The organism is Xanthomonas sp. NCPPB 3218 (assembly GCF_056725185.1).
In genome coordinates this window covers 1,163,439-1,181,753 of sequence record NZ_CM161516.1, presented here as the reverse complement: position 1 = coordinate 1,181,753, position 18,315 = coordinate 1,163,439, and the positions used below count along the sequence as shown (strand labels likewise).

Here is an 18,315-nt window from a genome sequence, read left to right as displayed (position 1 = left end):
ATGACCAACGCTCCCGCCGCGCTGACTGCCCATTACGCCGCCGAACTGGAAACCATCCAGTCCCAGGGCCTGTTCAAGTCCGAGCGCATCATCACCGGCCCGCAGTCGGCGCGGATCACCCTGGCCGATGGCCGCAGCGTGCTCAACTTCTGCGCCAACAACTATCTGGGCCTGGCCGACCACCCGGACATCATCCAGGCCGCCAAGGACGCGCTGGACACGCACGGCTTCGGCATGGCCTCGGTGCGCTTCATCTGTGGCACACAGGACCTGCACAAGCAGCTCGAGCGCACCATCGCCGACTTCTTCGGCACCGAGGACACCATCCTCTACGCCGCCTGTTTCGATGCCAACGGCGGCCTGTTCGAACCGCTGCTCGGCGAAGCGGACGCGATCATTTCCGACGCGCTCAACCACGCCTCCATCATCGACGGCGTGCGCCTGTGCAAGGCCAAGCGCTTCCGCTACGCCAACTGCGACATGGCCGATCTGGAAGCGCAGCTGCAGGCCGCCGATGCGGCCGGCTGCAAGACCAAGCTGATCACCAGCGACGGCGTGTTCTCGATGGACGGCTTCATCGCCCCGCTGGACGAGATCACCGCCCTCGCCCGCAAATACAACGCGCTGGTGCATATCGACGAATGCCATGCCACCGGCTTTCTCGGCGCCAGCGGCCGCGGCTCGGCCGAGGTCAAGGGCGTGCTGGACCGGATCGACATCATCACCGGCACGCTGGGCAAGGCGATGGGCGGCGCCCTGGGCGGCTTCACCACCGCCAAGCGCGAAGTCATCGAACTGCTGCGCCAGCGCTCGCGCCCATACCTGTTTTCCAACTCGCTGCCGCCGCATGTGGTGGCCGCCGGCATCAAGGCCTTCCAGATGCTGGAAGCCGCCGGCGAGCTGCGCACGCAACTGGTCGACAACACCCGCTACTTCCGCGAGCGCATGACCGCTGCCGGCTTCGATCTCAAGCCCGGCGTGCACCCGATCAGCCCGGTAATGCTCTACGACGCGCCGCTGGCGCAAAAATTCGCCGAGCGGCTGCTGGAAGAAGGCATCTACGCGATCGGCTTCTTCTTCCCGGTGGTGCCCAAGGGCCAGGCGCGTATCCGCACCCAGATCAGCGCCGCGCACACCCGCGAGCAGCTGGATCAGGCGATCGACGCGTTCATCAAGATCGGCCGCGAACTGGACGTCATCCAGCACTGATGCGCTCGGTGCTGCGCCAACGGCTGCTGCTCGCGGCGCAGACCGATACCCAGGCGCAGCTGTTGGATAGCAACTGGGAAACCCGCTGCCTGCATTGCCGTCGGCGCCTGCAACTGCGCGCCGATGGCGAACCGCTCGGGCACACCACGCTGGAACACGTGGTCCCGCAGGCCTGGTTCGGCCGTCGCGCGGCGGCGGCCCTGTGTGCGCTGGTCGGCGACGATGCCAATGCAGCGCGCAATCTCGCCCTGGCCTGCGCCGGCTGCAATCACGCCAAGGGCCGACGCCACGATGCCAACGGTGCCGGCGACGCCCGCGCCGTCGAGGTGGTGAGCGCCTTGCTCAGCGCGCGTCTGGCGCGCTGGCGGGAGCCGCCGTCAGCGCACTGACTTCCGCTGGGCTGAGCATGCGCCACGCACCCTTGCCCAGCTCGCCCATCGCCAGCGAGCCGATCGCCACCCGCACCAGCCGCAGCACGCCGATCTCCACCGCGCCCAGCAAGCGGCGAATCTGCCGATTGCGGCCTTCGTCCAGCACGATCTCCAGCCACGCATTGCGCTCGCCTTCGCGCAGCACGCCGACCCGCTTGGCGCGCAGCAGCACGCCCTCGCCGTCCGGATCGGGATCGACCACGCCGGCCTGCAGTTGCGCCAGTTGCGCAGCGCTCGGGCGGCAATCGATCTGCACGTGATAGGTCTTGTCCGGCCCGGTCATCGGGTCGGTCACCGTGGCCGCCCATTGCGGATCGTTGCTGAAGAGCAGCAGGCCTTCGCTGGCCTTGTCCAGGCGCCCGACCGGGGCGATCCACGGCAAGCCGGCGCCATCGAAGCAGCGATACACCGTGTCCCTGCCCTGCTCGTCGCGTGCGGTGGTGACCACGCCACGCGGCTTGTTGAGCATCAGGTAGCAACGCGCCGGGCCGGCCAATGGCTGTCCGTCGACGCAGATGGTGGAGTGCTGATCAGCGCGGATCGGATATTCGGGATCGCGTATTACGCGCGCGGCCACGCTGACCCGCCCGTCGGCGACCCAGCGCGCCGCTTCGGTACGCGAACACACGCCCAGTTTGGACAGCACGCGCGCCAGCCCGTGGCGTGGCGCGGTGGTCGTACCGGAGGCGCGCGATGCGCCCGCCGGACCACGCGTGCGCTGCCGGGACGTCGCCGGCGCAGGCCGCCGGGTCATGCCGTCCCGACCGCGTTGCTTACTTGTTTTCGACCGACTTGGCGTCGGCCGCAGGCGTTGCGGTTGCGGCAGCAGCCGGAGCCGGCGCAGCCACCGGGCGTGCCTTGACCACGCGCACGCCGCGCGCCTTCATCCAGGCATCGAATTCTTCGGCGGTCATGCGCTTGCCGTTCTGGCTCATGTCAAAGCGCCACGGCGTGTTGTCGAACGCGGTGGTGGCCTTGTAGGCGGCCGGATCGTTCGGATTGACGGTGCCGCCGGGCGGAATGACCTTGGCCAGATCCTGGCAGCCTTCCACGCGCAGACGCAGCAGCACGCGGTCCACCGACTGCTCGGTGGTGTAAGGCTGTGCCAGCACGCCGGTGGGCATGCCCAGCTGCACGCTACGGGTATAGAACTCGGCGGCCGCCGGCGCGATGACGGTGGCGGGCAACGGCAGCGGCTGGGACACCGTGCTGCCGGCGCAGTTCGGAGCGGCGTAGGCGGCGGGAATCAAGGCGAGACAGAGCAATCCAGCCGTAGCGGTACGCAGCATCGGGTTCTTCCAATTATGAGTGTGGTATTGACGCGGCGAGTGTAGGCAGCGATGAACGCCGTTTCAACCGGAAACGTGCCTGGATGGCAACGCAGACAGGATTTGCACCGTCCAGGCGCGGGTTTTGCGGTCCCCACAAAGACAAAACCCGGCGCAAGGCCGGGTTTTGTATGCAACAGCTAGCGGTCCAATTAGTTCTGGACGTTCAGCTCGGTACGACGGTTCTTCGCACGGCCTTCCGGATTGTCGGAACCATCCGGGTTGGTGTTCGGAGCAATCGGACGGCTCTCGCCGTAGCCGATCGGACCAACCAGACGCGACGCATCGACGCCGTTCTTGGTCAGGTAGTCGTACACGGTGGTCGCACGACGCTCGGACAGCTTCTGGTTGTACTCGTCGGTACCCTTCGAGTCGGTGTGACCAGCAACCTCAACCTTCAGGTCGGGGTAACGCTTCAGGATCTCAGTCGCTTCGCTCAGGATCGAGACGGCGTCCGGACGCAGGGTCGACTTGTTGAAGTCGAAGTTCACGCCCTTCAGATCGATCGACACAGGCACCGGGCAACCGTCCGGACCGATGGTCTGGCCAGGCTGCGAAGCCGGGCACTTGTCGTCGCAGTTGTTGACGCCGTCACCGTCGTCATCCAGGTCTGCGCAGCTCGGAGCAACCGGAGCCGGAGCCGGCGGCGGAGCGGTCGACGGAGCCGGTCCCAACGGGATCACGACGCCGACCGAAGCCAGCACGTCGCCGAACCAGTCTTCCTGCGGAGCAGCAACGCTCTGGTCGTTGAAGTCAGCGCGGTAGGCCAACTCGGCACGCACGGCGACGCGCTTGTCGAAGGTGGTCTGCAGACCGACACCAGCCTTGGCGGCAAAGTTGCCGTCCTTCTGCTGGCCCGGCGAAACCGGGTTCGGGGTCGCGTCGAATTCTTCTTCCGAACGCTGGTAGCCCAGACCGAACAGCAGGTAGGGGTTCCAGCCGCGGCCTTCCTGGATGAAGTGGCGACGCAAGTCGAACGAGATGCCGTACTGGCTCCAGTTCTGATCCTGGTTGGCATCGAAGTTCGGGTTCTGATAGTTCAGCTCGCCGTCGATCGACCAGTTCGGGCTGACGAATTTGCCCAGACCCAGGGTGACGAACGGGGCATCATTGGTCAGACGATCGCTGTCCTGGAAGTTGAAGCCAGCGCTACCGGTCAGGTACCAACGGTCATCGAACTCCTGCGCGGAAGCAGCCTGGGCAACCGCCAGACCGCCGAGCAACGCGGCAGTGAGAATTTTCTTGTTCATGTGTATACAGCTCCTTCTTTGGGAGATAAAACCGATAGAGGCGTTGTTCTTGGTAAAGATGCTCATCACATCCAGAGCCATCGGGGCGCAGATTAAGCCGGCTTCAGTGAAGATCGCGTTAACGGTCATATAACATGTGAAAGCAATCACCAGGGCCGGCGATCCCTTTCAATACTACGTATACAGTTTCATGAAGGGAAGGACCGCGCACTCAGTTTGCACATCCGACCTGCATGAACCGCAGCCCAATTAAGCCAGTTGAATACGCTGGCCGATCTACCTCGTCGGCGGGCTGCACAGTGATGCGAAAACCACATTGGTGAACGCCAGGCCCCGTCCGAGCTGAATTGTGGGGTCGGTGGTTGCGGCGCGACAGCTTCACAACGCACCCTGAACTCCCCACATGGAGCGACCCGATGAAAGCTGTCGTTATGACCCGTCATCTTCCGATCGACGATCCCGCCGCACTGCTTGACATGGAACTTCCGGCCCCGTCGGGCCCTTCGGGGTATGACTTATTGGTTCGCGTCGAGGCGATCTCGGTCAATCCGGTCGACACCAAGGTGCGTGCACCCAAGCCACAGACGCTGGATGCGCCGAAGATCCTGGGCTACGACGCGGCTGGCGTCGTCGAAGCGGTAGGCCCTGAGGTCACCGCGTTCGCGGTCGGCGACGAGGTGTATTACGCGGGCGACATCGGCCGTCCGGGCAGCAACGCGCAATACCAATTGGTCGATGCGCGCATCGCCGGCTGCAAGCCCACCTCACTCAGCTTCGCCCAGGCAGCGGCCCTGCCGCTGACCACGTTGACCGCCTGGGAGCTGCTGTTCCAGCGCATGCCGTTCTCTTTCGACGGCGCGCGCAATCGCGGCAAGCACGTGCTGATCATCGGTGGCGCGGGCGGCGTGGGATCGATCGCCATCCAGCTGGCGCGGCATGCCGGCTTCAGCGTGATCGCCACCGCCTCGCGACCGGAAACCATCGAATGGGTGCGGCAGATGGGCGCCCAGCATGTGATCGACCATCACCAGCCGCTGCAGCCGCAGTTGCAGGCCTTGGGAATGCAGAGCGTGGACGCCGCACTCAACCTGGCCGACACCGACCGCTACTGGGAGCAACTGGGCGAGATCCTGGCACCGCAGGGGCATGTGGGCTTGATCGTGGAGCCGCGCGGCCCGCTGTCGATCGGCGATCCCTACAAAGCCAAGTGCATCGGCATCCACTGGGAGCTGATGTTCACCCGTGCCCGCTATGCAACCGAAGACATGGTCGAGCAGCACCGCATCCTCAACCGCGCCGCCAGCCTGATCGATGCGGGCGAGCTGCGCACCACCCATACCGAAACGCTGTCGCCGATCAATGCGCAGCAATTGCGCGAGGCGCACCGACGGCTGGAAAGCGGCAGCACGATCGGCAAGCTGGTACTGGCGGGTTGGTGAGGTGATCGCCGTTACCGCTTGAGTCCGGCTGCCGCAGCGGGCACGGGCCGTTGGCTCGCAGAGGAAGAAGGCAGCACGGCCCCAGCGCGCGCACGTGACCCAGCGGCAAGGCGGGAGGGGCACCCTGATCGTGCGGTCCGCCTCGCTGCTGGGGCGCAGGCCCGATCGCAGAGACGTTTCCTGTAATGCGAGGCGATCTGTTCCGCGGCAGCGGCGCGGGCGGATCGGCCCCGCTCGACAGAGACTCGCCCCCGCGACCCGCGCGGCGCTGGAGCGCGGCCGCCCGGCTGACAGCACTGATCAAGAAGTCGGCAAGTGCCCGCTCGAGCCTCAGCCAGCCAGCGGGCCAGCAGAGGCGTCTTCTTCTTCGCGCCATTGGTTGCGCTTGGCAGACATGGGACGCCCCCACTGAGATACGGCCCGATGTGCAGGCCAACCATCGCCTCCCCTCCGAAACCGCCGATTGCGCCGTACAGGTGGGTCAAGACTTGCCGCCAGGCCCGTTTGCCTGCATCGTGCGCACTCCGTACGCCAGCGTATCCACACCATGTCGCCCGCCACCGGCCCATCCGTCTCGTCCTACCCGCACCTGTTCGAACCGCTCGATCTGGGCTTCACGCAACTGCGCAACCGCGTCCTGATGGGCTCGATGCACACCGGTCTGGAAGACCGGGCGCGCGATTTCCCCAAACTGGCCGCGTATTTCGCCGAGCGCGCTGCCGGCGGAGTCGGCTTGATCGTCACCGGCGGCTTTTCGCCGAACGTGGTGGGCTGGCTCAAGCCGTTCGGCGGCAAGCTGTCGTGGCCGTGGGAGGTGCGCCCGCATCGCCAGGTCACCCGGGCGGTGCATGCGCACGGCGCGAAGATCTGCCTGCAGCTGCTGCATGCCGGGCGCTACGCCTACCACCCCCTGTCGGTGGCACCGTCCAGGCTCAAGGCGCCGATCAACCCGTTCACCCCACGCGCGCTATCGGCACGTGCGGTGGATCGTCAGGTCGCCGCTTACGCGCGTGCGGCGCGGCTGGCCCGCGACGCCGGCTACGACGGCGTGGAGGTGATGGGATCGGAAGGCTATCTGATCAACGAATTCACCGCCGCGCGCACCAACCAGCGCAGCGATGCCTGGGGTGGCGATGCGACCAAGCGCATGCGCTTTGCGGTGGAGATCGTGCGACGCATCCGCGAGGCGTGCGGGCCGGACTTCATCATCATCTACCGGCTGTCGCTGGTGGACCTGGTCGAAGGCGGCAACCAGTGGCAGGACATCCTGACGCAGGCGCAGGCGATCGAAGCGGCCGGCGCAACCATCATCAATTCCGGTATCGGCTGGCACGAGGCACGCATCCCGACCATCGCCACCTCGGTACCGCGCGCCGCATTTGCGGGTGTGACCGCCAAGCTCAAGCCGCACCTGCGTATTCCGGTGGTGGCCACCAACCGCATCAACATGCCCGAAGTGGCCGAGCGCATCCTGGCCGACGGCGCCGCCGACATGGTGTCGCTGGCGCGCCCGCTGCTGGCCGATCCGCAGTGGGCCAACAAGGCACGCACCGGCCAGTCGCACGCCATCAATACCTGCATCGCCTGCAATCAGGCCTGCCTGGATCATGTGTTCGACAACAAGCTGGCGAGCTGCCTGGTCAACCCGCGCGCAGCGCACGAAACCGAACTGATCTACGCACCGACCCCCAACCCCAGGCGCATTGCGGTGGTCGGTGCCGGCCCGGCCGGTCTGGCTTGCGCGACAGTGGCCGCCGAGCGCGGTCATCGCGTCACCTTGTTCGATGCGGGCGATGCAATTGGTGGGCAATTCAATGTCGCCAGGCGCATCCCGGGCAAGGAAGAATTCAACGAGACGCTGCGCTACTTCGGCCACCGCATCGATGCGACCGGGGTGCAGCTGCGCCTGAATACCCGGGTAGAAGCCGCAGACCTGAAAGACTTCGACGAGATTGTGCTGGCCACCGGCATCGAGCCGCGCAAGGTGGACTTCCCCGGCGCCGATCACCCGATGGTCGTGAGCTATCTCGACGTGGTGCTGGGCCGCCATGTCGCTGCCGACAAGGTCGCGATCATCGGGGCCGGCGGGATTGGCTTCGATGTCGGCGAATTTCTCGTGCACACAGGGCCATCGTCGTCGCTGGACCCTGCGCGCTGGATGGCCGAATGGGGCGTGGACCCCAGCTTCGAAACGGCTGGGGCATTGGCCAGGCCGCAGCCCGAGCGCCCTGCCCGCCAGGTCTGGCTGCTGCAGCGCAGCCCCGGCAGACCCGGCGCGCGCCTGGGCAAGACCACCGGCTGGATCCACCGCGCCACGCTCAAGGCCAAGGGCGTCAAGATGCTGGGCGGCGTGGAATATCTGGGCGTGGACGACGCCGGACTGCGGATCCGCGTGGACGGCGCCGAACAAGTGCTCGATGTCGGCACGGTGGTGGTCTGCGCCGGGCAGGAGCCGCGCCGCGACCTGCTGGCCGCGCTGCAGGCCAACGGGCAGCAACCGCATCTGATCGGCGGTGCGGATGTCGCCGCCGAACTGGACGCCAAGCGTGCGATCGATCAGGCCTGCCGACTGGCGGCGAAGTTGTAACACGCGTTGCCGCAATGCGCTGAACGCCACAGCAGCCTGAGCGCGACACCCGCACCAACCTCTTTGTGAGCGTCATGGAGCGGGGCTGGCGCAACGTCAACGCCGGTGGTGGTGGCGGTGGTGGCGGTGATGAAACGATGACCGGTTCACCCATGAGATGCCGGCGCCGGGATCCATATGCGCCGGATCGATGCAGGCGATGACGCTGCCATCGACCTGGCGCCCAACCCCGTGAGCGCCGCTGATCGGTGCAGCGCAGTCCATTCTCTTTCTTTTCGCAGCTCGGCGATAAACCGGGCATGCCCGCGACGCCGACTACATCGCTGCATCCACTTCCCGCCGATGTCCATCTGATCAGCGTATTGCTGCTCAGCCTGCCCTTCCGCGCCGCTCATGCAGTCGGCGACGTCGCACAGAACACTTTGCTGGGATTGGGCCACTGGTCCTGGCGTGGCACGCGCGGCGTCAGTGCGCTGCGTCCGATCGGCAGCGGGCTGGCCGCGCTCTTGGTCAGCGCCGCGATCGGCTTGGTTCTGAAGGCGGCACGCCTGCCGCCGCGTCGACTGCGTTGATGGTGGTCGCTTTGGTCAGCAGTATTGCCGTGCTGTCGGCATGGTGGTTACGCAACGCATTGCAGCCTTACGCGCATACGGCTGCCACGACTGCATCGCCACTAGCTGCGCTGAAGTGGCGGCGCGATCAGTTGCTGCCCTTGGCGGTCATCGCAGCACTGGCCCTGGCATTGCTGACGCTCACCAAATTGGCACCGTATCCGGCGCAGTTGCGTACCGGCTCGCCTGCTCGCCTGCTCGCCTGCTCGTCTGCTCGTCTGATCGTCTGCATGTCTGCATGTCTGCATGTCTGCATGTCTGCATGAGATTGTTTCGCACCATGTTGAACTTGATGCGTGTGATTCAACACGCCTGATGCGTTCGAACATGTGCACTGCAAATAGCAACAGCGTTAGCAAGCGCGCACTGCGATTGCCGCATGGCCAACGCCGCTGTGCCACCGATACCGTCGAAGGAATCGTGATCGATGATTTTGACGATCTCGGCTGCATATCGTCGCAGCCACTACAAGCCATCTAAAATTCCGCTGACGCATTTGTGCACGATGGATATGCAAGCCTGGCGCGCGACTTGGTGCTGCGATGCGAGGGCCAATACCGTCGTGGCGCTTCGTGTTCACTCGCCACCATCAACGCGCATCGAGCACTTCGGACGCCTCCTCTAGTGATTACAACACCGCGTTCTACGATGCACATGCGAGCGCTCGATGCATGATCCGGACAGCATCAAGCACCATGCACTGAAAGCTCCTTTATGCACCCCGCGTTCGCATCTCGACACAGCCCCGCTGCAGTAGAAAGCGGCGATACGCAAGCACATCCCTCAGTGACGATGACGTGTAGCGCAGACTGCAGATGGCATTGCATGCGTAGCCTAAGTGCAACGCATTGCACGTCTCGAGCCATTGCGCAGGCGCAACAGCGCACGCGCACCGTATCGAGATCCGTTGCGGCATCCGCTGTCGCCAGCGCGATGCGACGCACACGACGGATGCGTCGCGCTGGTGTCATCGAACCAAGCCGCAGATGCAGCAAGCAATTACACCCGTCAACCCCGCCTATTCAGCCGCGATTCTGTGATCGACGCCTACCTTGCGCCAACTTTTTGACCCGCCGCATTTGGCGGGCACCTCCGGTAGATCTTCTTTCGCCGGAGACCGGGCGACCCGTGGCAGGCCGCCTCCCCATGACGCCAAGCCCTCTGTACTGGTGCATCCACCTTGGATGCTCTGCGGATCGGCCCATACGGAGCAAGGAGTTATATGAAACTGGTTTGGATACTTTGGCTGTCGCAGTTGTTGCCGCAGCCGGCTGCAGATTCGTTGTGCTTGAGCACCACCGTGTACCTGGAAGCGCGTGATCAGACCTTGCGCGGCCAGCAAGCCGTCGCCGAAGTTGCGTTGCGTCGGCTGGACAGCGGCTTGTGGGGCGACTCGATGTGTCAGGTGGTCACTGCACGCAAGCAGTTCGCGCCCACCATCGTGGCTCCGGGGACGCAACTGAAAAACGACGATGCCTGGAACAAGGCGCTGGATGTGGCACTGGCTGCAGAGCGCAACTGGGCGCTGCCGGTGGGGCAACGCAAGGAAATCGTGCCGGGCGCCAGTCACTTTGCCGCAAGCGCGATCGCAAGCCCGAGCTGGCGTAATGCCTACCAGGTGGCCACCATCGGCGACCACACGTTCTACCGCGTACAGAAGCTGCGCCCGCGCACCGCATCCTGACGCTGCCCACGCACTCACGCGTTGCCGCTAAGCTTGCGTCTTCGTTCTTGTGCGGAAATTCTCATGAAGCTGTACACCAAGCCGGGCGCATGTTCGCTGGCAGATCACATCGTGCTGCGCTGGTCGGGGCTGCCCTTTGATCTGCAGGTGGTTGACGCCGCCACGATGAAGTCCCCCGAATATCTGCGCCTCAACCCGGCCGGTGCTGTGCCGCTGTTGGTCGTCGACGACTGGGCACTGACCCAGAACGCCGCCATCCTCAACTACATCGCCGACATCGCGCCGCTCACCGGTCTGTCCGGCGATGGCACCGCGCGCAGCCGTGCGGAGATCAATCGCTGGATCGCCTTCGCCAATGCGGATGTGCATCCAGCCTTCAAGCCGATCTTCGGCAGCACCGCCTATCTTCAGGACGACGCGCTGATCGCGCGCAGCCATGACGACGCACGCAGCAAGCTGCGCACCTTGTACGAACGTGTCGACACGCATCTGCGGGGACGCAACTGGCTGGCAGGCGACACCCACACCGGCGCCGATGCGTATCTGTTCGTGACGCTGCGATGGGCGCAGAAGGTGTGCGTGGACCTCAGTGGCCTGAGCGCGATAGATGCATTCGTGCAGCGCATGCTGGACGATGCCGATGTGCAGGCCGCATTGCAGGCCGAAGGCCTGGCCTGAGCCGGGGCATCGCACAAGCGCCACATAAAAAACGCCGGGCATTGCCCGGCGTTTTCGTTACAACAGCAAGGCGAGAAACTCAGCCCAGCAGATGCGACACGCCGCTGCGCTCTTCTTCCAGCTCGGCCAGGGTCTTGTCGATGTACTTCTGGCTGAAGTCGTCGATCGGCAGATCCTTGACCAGGGTGTACTCGCCGTTGGCGGTGGTCACCGGGAAGCCGAAGATCACGCCTTCCGGGATGCCGTAGGAGCCGTCGGACGGCACGCCCATCGTCACCCACTTGCCGTTGCTGCCCAGCACCCAGTCGCGCACGTGATCGATGGCGGCATTGGCGGCCGACGCAGCCGAGGACAGGCCGCGCGCTTCGATGATCGCCGCGCCGCGCTTGCCCACGGTCGGGATGAAGGTGGACGCGTTCCATTCCTGGTCGTTGATCGCATCACCGATGGACGCGCCATTGGCGGTGGCGAACCGGTAGTCCGGGTACATGGTCGGGCTGTGGTTGCCCCAGACCACCAGCTTCTCGATGCCGCCGACCGGCTTGCCGAGCTTCTGCGACAGCTGGCTGAGCGCACGGTTGTGGTCCAGACGCAGCATGGCGGTGAAATTCTTCGGGTTCAGATCCGGCGCCGACTTCATCGCGATGTAGGCATTGGTGTTGGCCGGGTTGCCGACCACCAGCACCTTGACGTCACGCTTGGCGACCTTGTTCAACGCCGCGCCCTGCGCGGTGAAGATCTTGGCGTTTTCCAGCAGCAGGTCCTTGCGCTCCATGCCCGGGCCGCGCGGACGCGCACCGACCAGCAGGGCGACGTCGATGTCCTTGAACGCCACTTCGGCGTCGTCGGTGCCGACCACGCCGGCCAGCAGCGGGAATGCGCAATCTTCCAGCTCCATGATCACGCCCTTGAGCGCGGCCTGGGCCTTTTCATTGGACAGTTCCAGCAATTGCAGGATCACCGGCTGATCCTTGCCCAGCATTTCGCCGGAGGCGATGCGGAACAGCAGGGCATAGCCGATCTGGCCGGCAGCGCCGGTCACGGCAACACGAACAGGTGCTTTCATGGGGAGTTTCCTCTGCTAAAAAACATGGGTGGAGGTGCACGCTGGCGTGGCGCAAGGCCTGGCGGCGCGCAGTGACAGACGAACGGCCGCACAGGGCGGCCGTTCGGGAAAGACATCAGGCGGCGAGGATCTTGTTCCACTCCGCGACACGGTCGGCCTTGGCGGCCAGCACGGCGTCGGTATCGCCTTCGATCGTCACCTTGTTGATCACATCGCCCTGGGCGACGGCATCAACCACGTCCAGGCCCTGGGTGACCTTGCCGAACACGGTGTGCTTGCCGTCCAGCCACGGGGTGGCGGTGTGGGTGATGAAGAACTGGCTGCCGTTGGTGTTGGGGCCGGCATTGGCCATGGACAGCACGCCGCGCTCGTGACCGACGCCGTTGTTGGCTTCATCCTCGAAACGGTAGCCCGGGCCGCCGCGGCCGGAGCCTTCCGGGCAGCCGCCCTGGATCATGAAGTCGGCGATGACGCGGTGGAAGCTCAGGCCATCGTAGAAGCCGCGCTGGACCAGGTTGACGAAGTTGGCAACGGTCAGCGGGGCCTTGTCGGCGAACAGCTCGACCACGATCGGGCCGCGGGTGGTGTCGAAATGGGCAATCAGGGACATGGAAATCCTTGCAGGTTTCAGGGTGTATGACAGCCCATTAGGATACACCCGGGCGTGCAGGCGGCCGTGCAGGTTGGACCATCGTCGGGGGTATCCGGGCTAGCTGAATGGGCGTTTTGGACCGCTCGGCGGCCGAACGCAACGGCACGGCAACGAAACCGCTATAATGTCGGGCTTACCTCATCTCAAGACTGGCGCCAGACAGGGGCCCTTTCCGCATGTCTATCGAAAAACTCCGCAATATCGCCATCGTCGCGCACGTTGACCATGGCAAGACCACCCTCGTCGACTGCCTGCTGAAGCAGTCCGGCACCCTGTCCGAACGCACCGTGCTGGCTGAGCGCGTGATGGACAGCAACGACCAGGAAAAGGAGCGTGGCATCACGATCCTGGCCAAGAACACGGCCATCACCTGGAACGGCAACCGCATCAACATCGTCGACACCCCGGGACACGCCGACTTCGGTGGCGAAGTCGAGCGCGTGCTGTCGATGGTGGACTCGGTGCTGATCCTGGTCGATGCGATGGACGGCCCGATGCCGCAGACCCGCTTCGTCACCCAGAAGGCGTTCGCGATGGGCTTCAAGCCGATCGTGGTGGTCAACAAGATCGACCGTCCCGGCGCACGCCCGGACTGGGTCATCGACCAGGTGTTCGACCTGTTCGACAAGCTCGGCGCAACCGACGAGCAGCTGGACTTCCCGATCGTCTACACCTCCGCCCTGAACGGCTACGCCAGCCTGGATTCGAGCGTGCGCGACGGCGACATGACCCCGCTGTACGAAGCGATCATGCAGCACGTGTCGGCACCGGACGTGGATCCGGACGGCCCGTTCCAGATGCGCATCAGCCAGCTCGACTACAACAACTTCGTCGGCGTGATCGGCATCGGCCGCATCCAGCGCGGCGTGCTGAAGAAGAACATGCCGGTCAGCGTGATCGACCGCGAAGGCAAGAAGCGCCAGGGCAAGGTGCTGCAGGTGCTGGGCTTCCTTGGCCTGGAGCGCATCGAGCAGGACACCGCCGAGGCCGGCGACATCGTCGCCATCTCCGGCGTGGCCGAGCTGACCATTTCCGACACCGTGTGTGCGCTCGACGCCCCGGAAGCGCTGCCCGCGCTGACCGTGGACGAGCCCACCATCTCGATGACCTTCCAGGTCAACAACTCGCCGTTCGCCGGCAACAAGGACCTGTCCGGCGGCAAGTTCCTGACCAGCCGCCAGCTGCGCGACCGTCTGGACCGCGAGAAGGTGCACAACGTGGCACTGAAGGTCGAGGAAGGCTCCGACGCCGACAAGTTCCTGGTCTCCGGCCGTGGCGAACTGCACCTGTCGGTGCTGATCGAGAACATGCGTCGTGAAGGCTACGAGCTGGCCGTGTCGCGCCCGGAAGTCATCATCAAGGAAATCGACGGCAAGCAGATGGAGCCGATCGAACAGCTGGTGGTGGACATCGAAGAACAGCACCAGGGCGGCGTGATGGAAAAGCTGGGCACCCGCAAGGGCCAGCTGAAGAACATGGAGCCGGACGGCAAGGGCCGCGTGCGCCTGGACTACATGATCCCGGCGCGTGGCCTGATCGGCTTCCAGAACGAGTTCCGCACCCTGACCCAGGGCTCGGGCCTGCTGTTCCACGTGTTTGACCATTACGGTCCGAAGGAACAGGGCGCGATCGCCAAGCGCCAGAACGGCGTGATGATTGCCAACGCAGCGGGCGCCACCCCGGCCTATGCGCTGGGGCCGTTGGAAGAGCGTGGCCGTCTGTTCGCTGCCGAAGGTGACAACGTGTATGAAGGTCAGCTGGTCGGTATCCACTCCAAGGACAACGACCTGACCGTCAACGCGATCAAGACCAAGCCGCTGACCAACATGCGCGCCTCGGGCAAGGACGATGCGATCAAGCTGACCCCGGCGATCAAGTACACGCTGGAGCAGGCACTGGACTTCATCGAGGACGACGAGCTGGTGGAAGTCACCCCGAAGGAAATCCGCCTGCGCAAGAAGTTCCTCACCGAAAGCGACCGCAAGCGCGCTGGCCGTTCCGGCTAAACACGGGACGTCCATCTTCGTGAGCAACACGCCCTACAGCCCGGATCCGCGTGCGCATCCGGGGCTGCATGTGATCGCCTTGCTAGAGGCGGTCAAGGGGACGCTTGCGCTGTTGGCGGCGACGGGCCTGGAAATTCTGGGCCCGCTCCCGCTGCAGAACGCGGTCAGCACACTGATCCGCCGCTTCAACCTGGATCCCGACCACGGCGCATTGCCGTCGTTGCTCAAGACCATCAGTCCCGACGCCGTCCATCTGGCCGCTGCCGCAATGCTGGCCTATGGCCTGTTGCATGTGGTGGAAGCCTGGGGTCTGTGGCGTGCCAAGGCCTGGGCGTCGCTGCTGGGCTGCCTGTCGGCGGCCATCTACCTGCCGTTCGATATCTACGCCATCGTCCGCCATCCCGGCTGGACCGCCTGGGGCGTGCTAGCGATCAATCTGATCGTGGTCGGCGTGCTGGCACGCGATCTGATCAAACGCCGGCGCCACTGAGGCCCCCTGCCCGTCTGCGGGCATGTCATACACATTGTCACCCCGCCGCAGCGCCGTTAGCCTGCGAACAATCCCCGGGGAACACCGCCAATGCGATCCACCACCTTGTCCTTCGCGCTGCTGCTTGCGCTGTGCGGCTGTGCGCATACCGAAAGCCTGACCCCGGCCGGTGCCAACGCAGCCACTGCCAGGCAAGACGATCTGATCGACGCCGACATCGTCGGCCTGCAGGCACGCATGGCGTCCGGCACGACCAGCAGCCTGGATCTGACCCGCGCGTACCTGCAGCGTATCGCCACCATCGATCGCGCCGGGCCCACCCTCAATTCGGTGATCGAACTCAACCCGCAGGCCGAAGCCGACGCACGTGCATTGGACGCCGAACGCCGCGCCGGCCGTGTGCGCGGGCCCCTGCATGGCATTCCGGTACTGCTCAAGGACAACATCGATGCGCTGCCGATGGTCAACAGCGCCGGCTCGCTGGCACTGGCCGATTTCAGGCCCGGCCGCGATGCGTTTCTGGTGCAGCGCCTGCGCGCCGCTGGCGCGGTGATCCTGGGCAAGACCAACCTGAGCGAGTGGGCCAACTTCCGCTCCACCAAGTCCAGCTCCGGCTGGAGCGCACGCGGCGGGCTGACCCGCAATCCGTACGCACTGGATCGTAATCCCTGCGGCTCCAGTGCCGGCACCGGCGCGGCGATCGCCGCCAGCCTGGCCACGGTCGGCATCGGCACCGAAACCGACGGCAGCATCACCTGCCCGGCCTCGGTAAACGGCCTGGTCGGGCTCAAACCGACCGTGGGCCTGGTCAGCCGCGACGGCATCATTCCGATCTCGGCCAGCCAGGACACCGCCGGCCCGATGACGCGCAGCGTCGCCGATGCGGCCGCGGTGCTGCAGGCGATTGCCGCGCCCGACCCGCAGGATCCGGCGGCGCGCACTGCACCGACGTCCGCGCCGGACTATCTGGCGCATCTCAGACCCGATGGCCTGCGCGGCGCCCGCCTGGGCCTGCTGCGCAATCCCTTGCGCGAAGATCCGGCCATTGCCGCCGCGCTGCAACGCGCGGTGCAGACGCTGCGCGCCGCCGGCGCCACCGTGATCGAAACCAGCCTGGCGACCGAGGGCCAGTGGGACGCCGCCGAGCAAACGGTCTTGTTGGTCGAATTCAAGGCCGGCCTGAACGCGTATCTGCGCAGCCACGCCGCGCCGGTGTCGAGCCTGGAGCAGGTGATCGCCTTCAATCGCAGCCACGCGCAGCGCGAGATGCCCTACTTCGGGCAGGAGCTGTTCGAGCAGGCGCAGGCCGCGGCCGGACTGGACGATGCCGCCTATCTCACAGCCCGCGCCACTGCCAAACGGCTGGCCGGGCCGGACGGCATCGACGCCGCGTTGCAGGCCGATCGCCTGGACGCGCTGATCGTGCCGACCACCGGCGCTGCCTGGGTCACCGACCTGGTCAAGGGCGATACCTTTCCCGGAGCAGGCTACGGTGCGGCCGCGGTGGCCGGTTATCCCAGCCTGAGCGTGCCGATGGGGCAGACCCAGGGCCTGCCGCTGGGCTTGTTGTTCATGGGCAGTGCCTGGAGCGAGCCGCGCCTGATCGAACTGGCCTACGCCTACGAACAACGCAGCAAGGCGCGTGTTGCGCCCCGCTATGCGCCGACTGCGCCCAGCGCACCGGCGGCCGCGCCTGCAGCTATACCGTAGTCGCAGGCTCACCGTCTTCGGCACCGGGCGAGCGCACGCTCTCTTGGGCGATGGGTGCGGCGGCGCGCAGGGGCGGCTTTTCCTGCGCGGCGATTTCGGCGCGAATCCTGGGCAGTGCGTACGGGTGCTCGCGAGTCAGGAAGTCGATCATGCGCTCGCGGCTGATGCAGCGCAGATCGAACGCATCGCCGGAATTGCGCGCGCTCACCAGCAGGCGTACCTGGATTGTGCTCTCGCTGGTTTCGGTCACCTGGGTCACGCACACGCGTCCATCCCACAGCGGCTCGCTCTTGCAGATGCGCTCCAGCTCGGCGCGCACCGCCGCGATCGGGGTGCGGTAATCCAGCCACAGGAATGCGGTACCGAGCAGGTCGGCGCTGCTGCGTGTCCAGTTCTGGAACGGGTGCTCGATCCACCAGGTCAACGGCACCACCATCCGCCGCTCGTCCCAGATCCGCACCACCACATACGAGCTGCCGATCTCCTCGATGCGGCCCCATTCGCCTTCCACGATCACCACATCGTCCAGCCGGATCGGCTGGGTCAAAGCGATCTGCAAACCGGCGATCAGGTTGCCGAACACCGGCTTGGCCGCGATGCCGGCCACCAGGCCGATGATGCCGGCCGAGGCCAGCAGCGTCTTGCCGATCTGGCGTACCTGCTCGAAGCCAAGCAGTACCACCGAGATGCCGAGCAGGATCACCGCGCCCATCACCACCCGGCTCAGCACGCGTGTCTGGGTCTGGATGCGCCGTGCGGTGAGGTTGTCGGACACCTCGATCGGGTTGCTGCGCAGGATTGCCGCCTCGCCGGCTGCTACCGCGCGTACAAGCAGCCAGGTAATGCAGCCGACGATTCCCACATGTAGCAAACTTTGCAGTGCCGCGAGTCCCTTACCCTCCAGCGGCGTTGCTTCCGTGGCGATACGCAAGAACAGCAGCGGCAGGATGAAGGCAGCCGGCAGCGTGACAACGCGAATGATGCGTGCGCGGCGATAGTCGCGGCCCTGCATGCGGCGAAACAGCCACAGCATCAACGACCAGGTGACGATGCCCGCCAGCAGCGCGGCACCAAGCGGGATTGCGTATTCGCGGATGACGTTCCAATCGGCAGTCAAACCGTTCCTCCTGTGGGGGGAAAGAGGGATGGCTGCAGCATCATGCCGCACGCGGCA

15 protein-coding genes and 1 pseudogene are annotated in these 18,315 nt (G+C 65.4%); 10 read left to right on the top strand and 6 right to left on the bottom strand.

Annotated elements, in window-relative coordinates; all coding sequences use genetic code 11:
• Positions 1-1,209 (top strand): glycine C-acetyltransferase, encoded by a 1,209-nt coding sequence (kbl, locus tag AC1PLS_RS05165; protein ID WP_024938548.1) that lies wholly within the window; start codon positions 1-3, stop codon positions 1,207-1,209.
• Positions 1,209-1,598 carry an HNH endonuclease gene (locus tag AC1PLS_RS05160; protein WP_435015127.1) on the top strand — a complete coding sequence of 130 codons (390 nt, stop codon included), beginning with the start codon at positions 1,209-1,211 and terminating at the stop codon, positions 1,596-1,598. Before kbl ends, AC1PLS_RS05160 begins: the two co-directional genes overlap by 1 nt.
• Here AC1PLS_RS05160 and AC1PLS_RS05155 read toward each other — a convergent pair.
• The 3 genes from AC1PLS_RS05155 to AC1PLS_RS05145 all read right to left on the bottom strand — a co-directional run bounded on the left by AC1PLS_RS05155 (position 1,552) and on the right by AC1PLS_RS05145 (position 4,218).
• Positions 1,552-2,394 (bottom strand): pseudouridine synthase, encoded by an 843-nt coding sequence (locus tag AC1PLS_RS05155; protein WP_167708513.1) that lies wholly within the window; start codon positions 2,392-2,394, stop codon positions 1,552-1,554. The two genes, AC1PLS_RS05160 and AC1PLS_RS05155, sit on opposite strands and share 47 nt — an antisense overlap.
• Before the next feature lie 19 nt (positions 2,395-2,413).
• On the bottom strand, positions 2,414-2,929 hold the full coding sequence (locus AC1PLS_RS05150) for a hypothetical protein (protein WP_024938551.1): 516 nt from the start codon (positions 2,927-2,929) through the stop codon (positions 2,414-2,416).
• A gap of 191 nt (positions 2,930-3,120) precedes the next feature.
• Positions 3,121-4,218 carry an OmpA family protein gene (locus AC1PLS_RS05145; protein WP_024938552.1) on the bottom strand — a complete coding sequence of 366 codons (1,098 nt, stop codon included), beginning with the start codon at positions 4,216-4,218 and terminating at the stop codon, positions 3,121-3,123.
• Positions 4,219-4,634: 416 nt separating this feature from the next.
• Here AC1PLS_RS05145 and AC1PLS_RS05140 point away from each other — a divergent pair, with 416 nt between their 5' ends.
• From AC1PLS_RS05140 to AC1PLS_RS05120, 5 genes and pseudogenes are all read left to right on the top strand, one after another.
• A complete protein-coding gene (locus AC1PLS_RS05140) occupies positions 4,635-5,657 on the top strand; it encodes a zinc-binding alcohol dehydrogenase family protein (RefSeq protein WP_184431979.1) in 1,023 nt (340 codons plus the stop codon).
• Between the two features lie 547 nt (positions 5,658-6,204).
• Positions 6,205-8,244: an NADPH-dependent 2,4-dienoyl-CoA reductase gene (locus tag AC1PLS_RS05135; protein WP_184431981.1), complete on the top strand. Its 2,040-nt coding sequence runs from the start codon at positions 6,205-6,207 to the stop codon at positions 8,242-8,244.
• A 332-nt stretch (positions 8,245-8,576) separates the two neighbouring features.
• A pseudogene (locus tag AC1PLS_RS05130) lies at positions 8,577-9,040 on the top strand (MFS transporter); the annotation flags it as partial.
• A gap of 1,037 nt (positions 9,041-10,077) precedes the next feature.
• Positions 10,078-10,539, top strand: a complete 462-nt coding sequence (locus AC1PLS_RS05125) for a cell wall hydrolase (protein ID WP_016905076.1) — start codon at positions 10,078-10,080, stop codon at positions 10,537-10,539.
• Between the two features lie 63 nt (positions 10,540-10,602).
• Positions 10,603-11,217 (top strand): glutathione S-transferase family protein, encoded by a 615-nt coding sequence (locus tag AC1PLS_RS05120; RefSeq protein ID WP_184431984.1) that lies wholly within the window; start codon positions 10,603-10,605, stop codon positions 11,215-11,217.
• A 79-nt stretch (positions 11,218-11,296) separates the two neighbouring features.
• Here AC1PLS_RS05120 and AC1PLS_RS05115 read toward each other — a convergent pair whose 3' ends face one another.
• Both AC1PLS_RS05115 and AC1PLS_RS05110 read right to left on the bottom strand, forming a co-directional pair.
• Entirely contained in the window at positions 11,297-12,283 is a 987-nt protein-coding gene (locus tag AC1PLS_RS05115) for a malate dehydrogenase (RefSeq protein WP_184431986.1), read from the bottom strand.
• A 115-nt stretch (positions 12,284-12,398) separates the two neighbouring features.
• A complete protein-coding gene (locus tag AC1PLS_RS05110; protein WP_016904578.1) occupies positions 12,399-12,893 on the bottom strand; it encodes a peptidylprolyl isomerase in 495 nt (164 codons plus the stop codon).
• A gap of 218 nt (positions 12,894-13,111) precedes the next feature.
• On the opposite strand from AC1PLS_RS05110, the gene typA reads away from it, so the two are divergent.
• The 3 genes from typA to AC1PLS_RS05095 all read left to right on the top strand — a co-directional run bounded on the left by typA (position 13,112) and on the right by AC1PLS_RS05095 (position 17,141).
• On the top strand, positions 13,112-14,941 hold the full coding sequence (gene typA / locus AC1PLS_RS05105; protein ID WP_016904579.1) for a translational GTPase TypA: 1,830 nt from the start codon (positions 13,112-13,114) through the stop codon (positions 14,939-14,941).
• A gap of 70 nt (positions 14,942-15,011) precedes the next feature.
• The gene (locus tag AC1PLS_RS05100) at positions 15,012-15,431 is read left to right on the top strand and encodes a DUF2127 domain-containing protein (protein ID WP_184380449.1); all 420 of its coding nucleotides are present in this window, start codon (positions 15,012-15,014) and stop codon (positions 15,429-15,431) included.
• 105 nt (positions 15,432-15,536) lie between these two features.
• The gene (locus AC1PLS_RS05095) at positions 15,537-17,141 is read left to right on the top strand and encodes an amidase (protein ID WP_184432938.1); all 1,605 of its coding nucleotides are present in this window, start codon (positions 15,537-15,539) and stop codon (positions 17,139-17,141) included.
• Here AC1PLS_RS05095 and AC1PLS_RS05090 read toward each other — a convergent pair.
• Entirely contained in the window at positions 17,131-18,258 is a 1,128-nt protein-coding gene (locus AC1PLS_RS05090; protein ID WP_039523792.1) for a mechanosensitive ion channel family protein, read from the bottom strand. The genes AC1PLS_RS05095 and AC1PLS_RS05090 overlap by 11 nt on opposite strands.
• Positions 18,259-18,315: the final 57 nt, after the last annotated feature.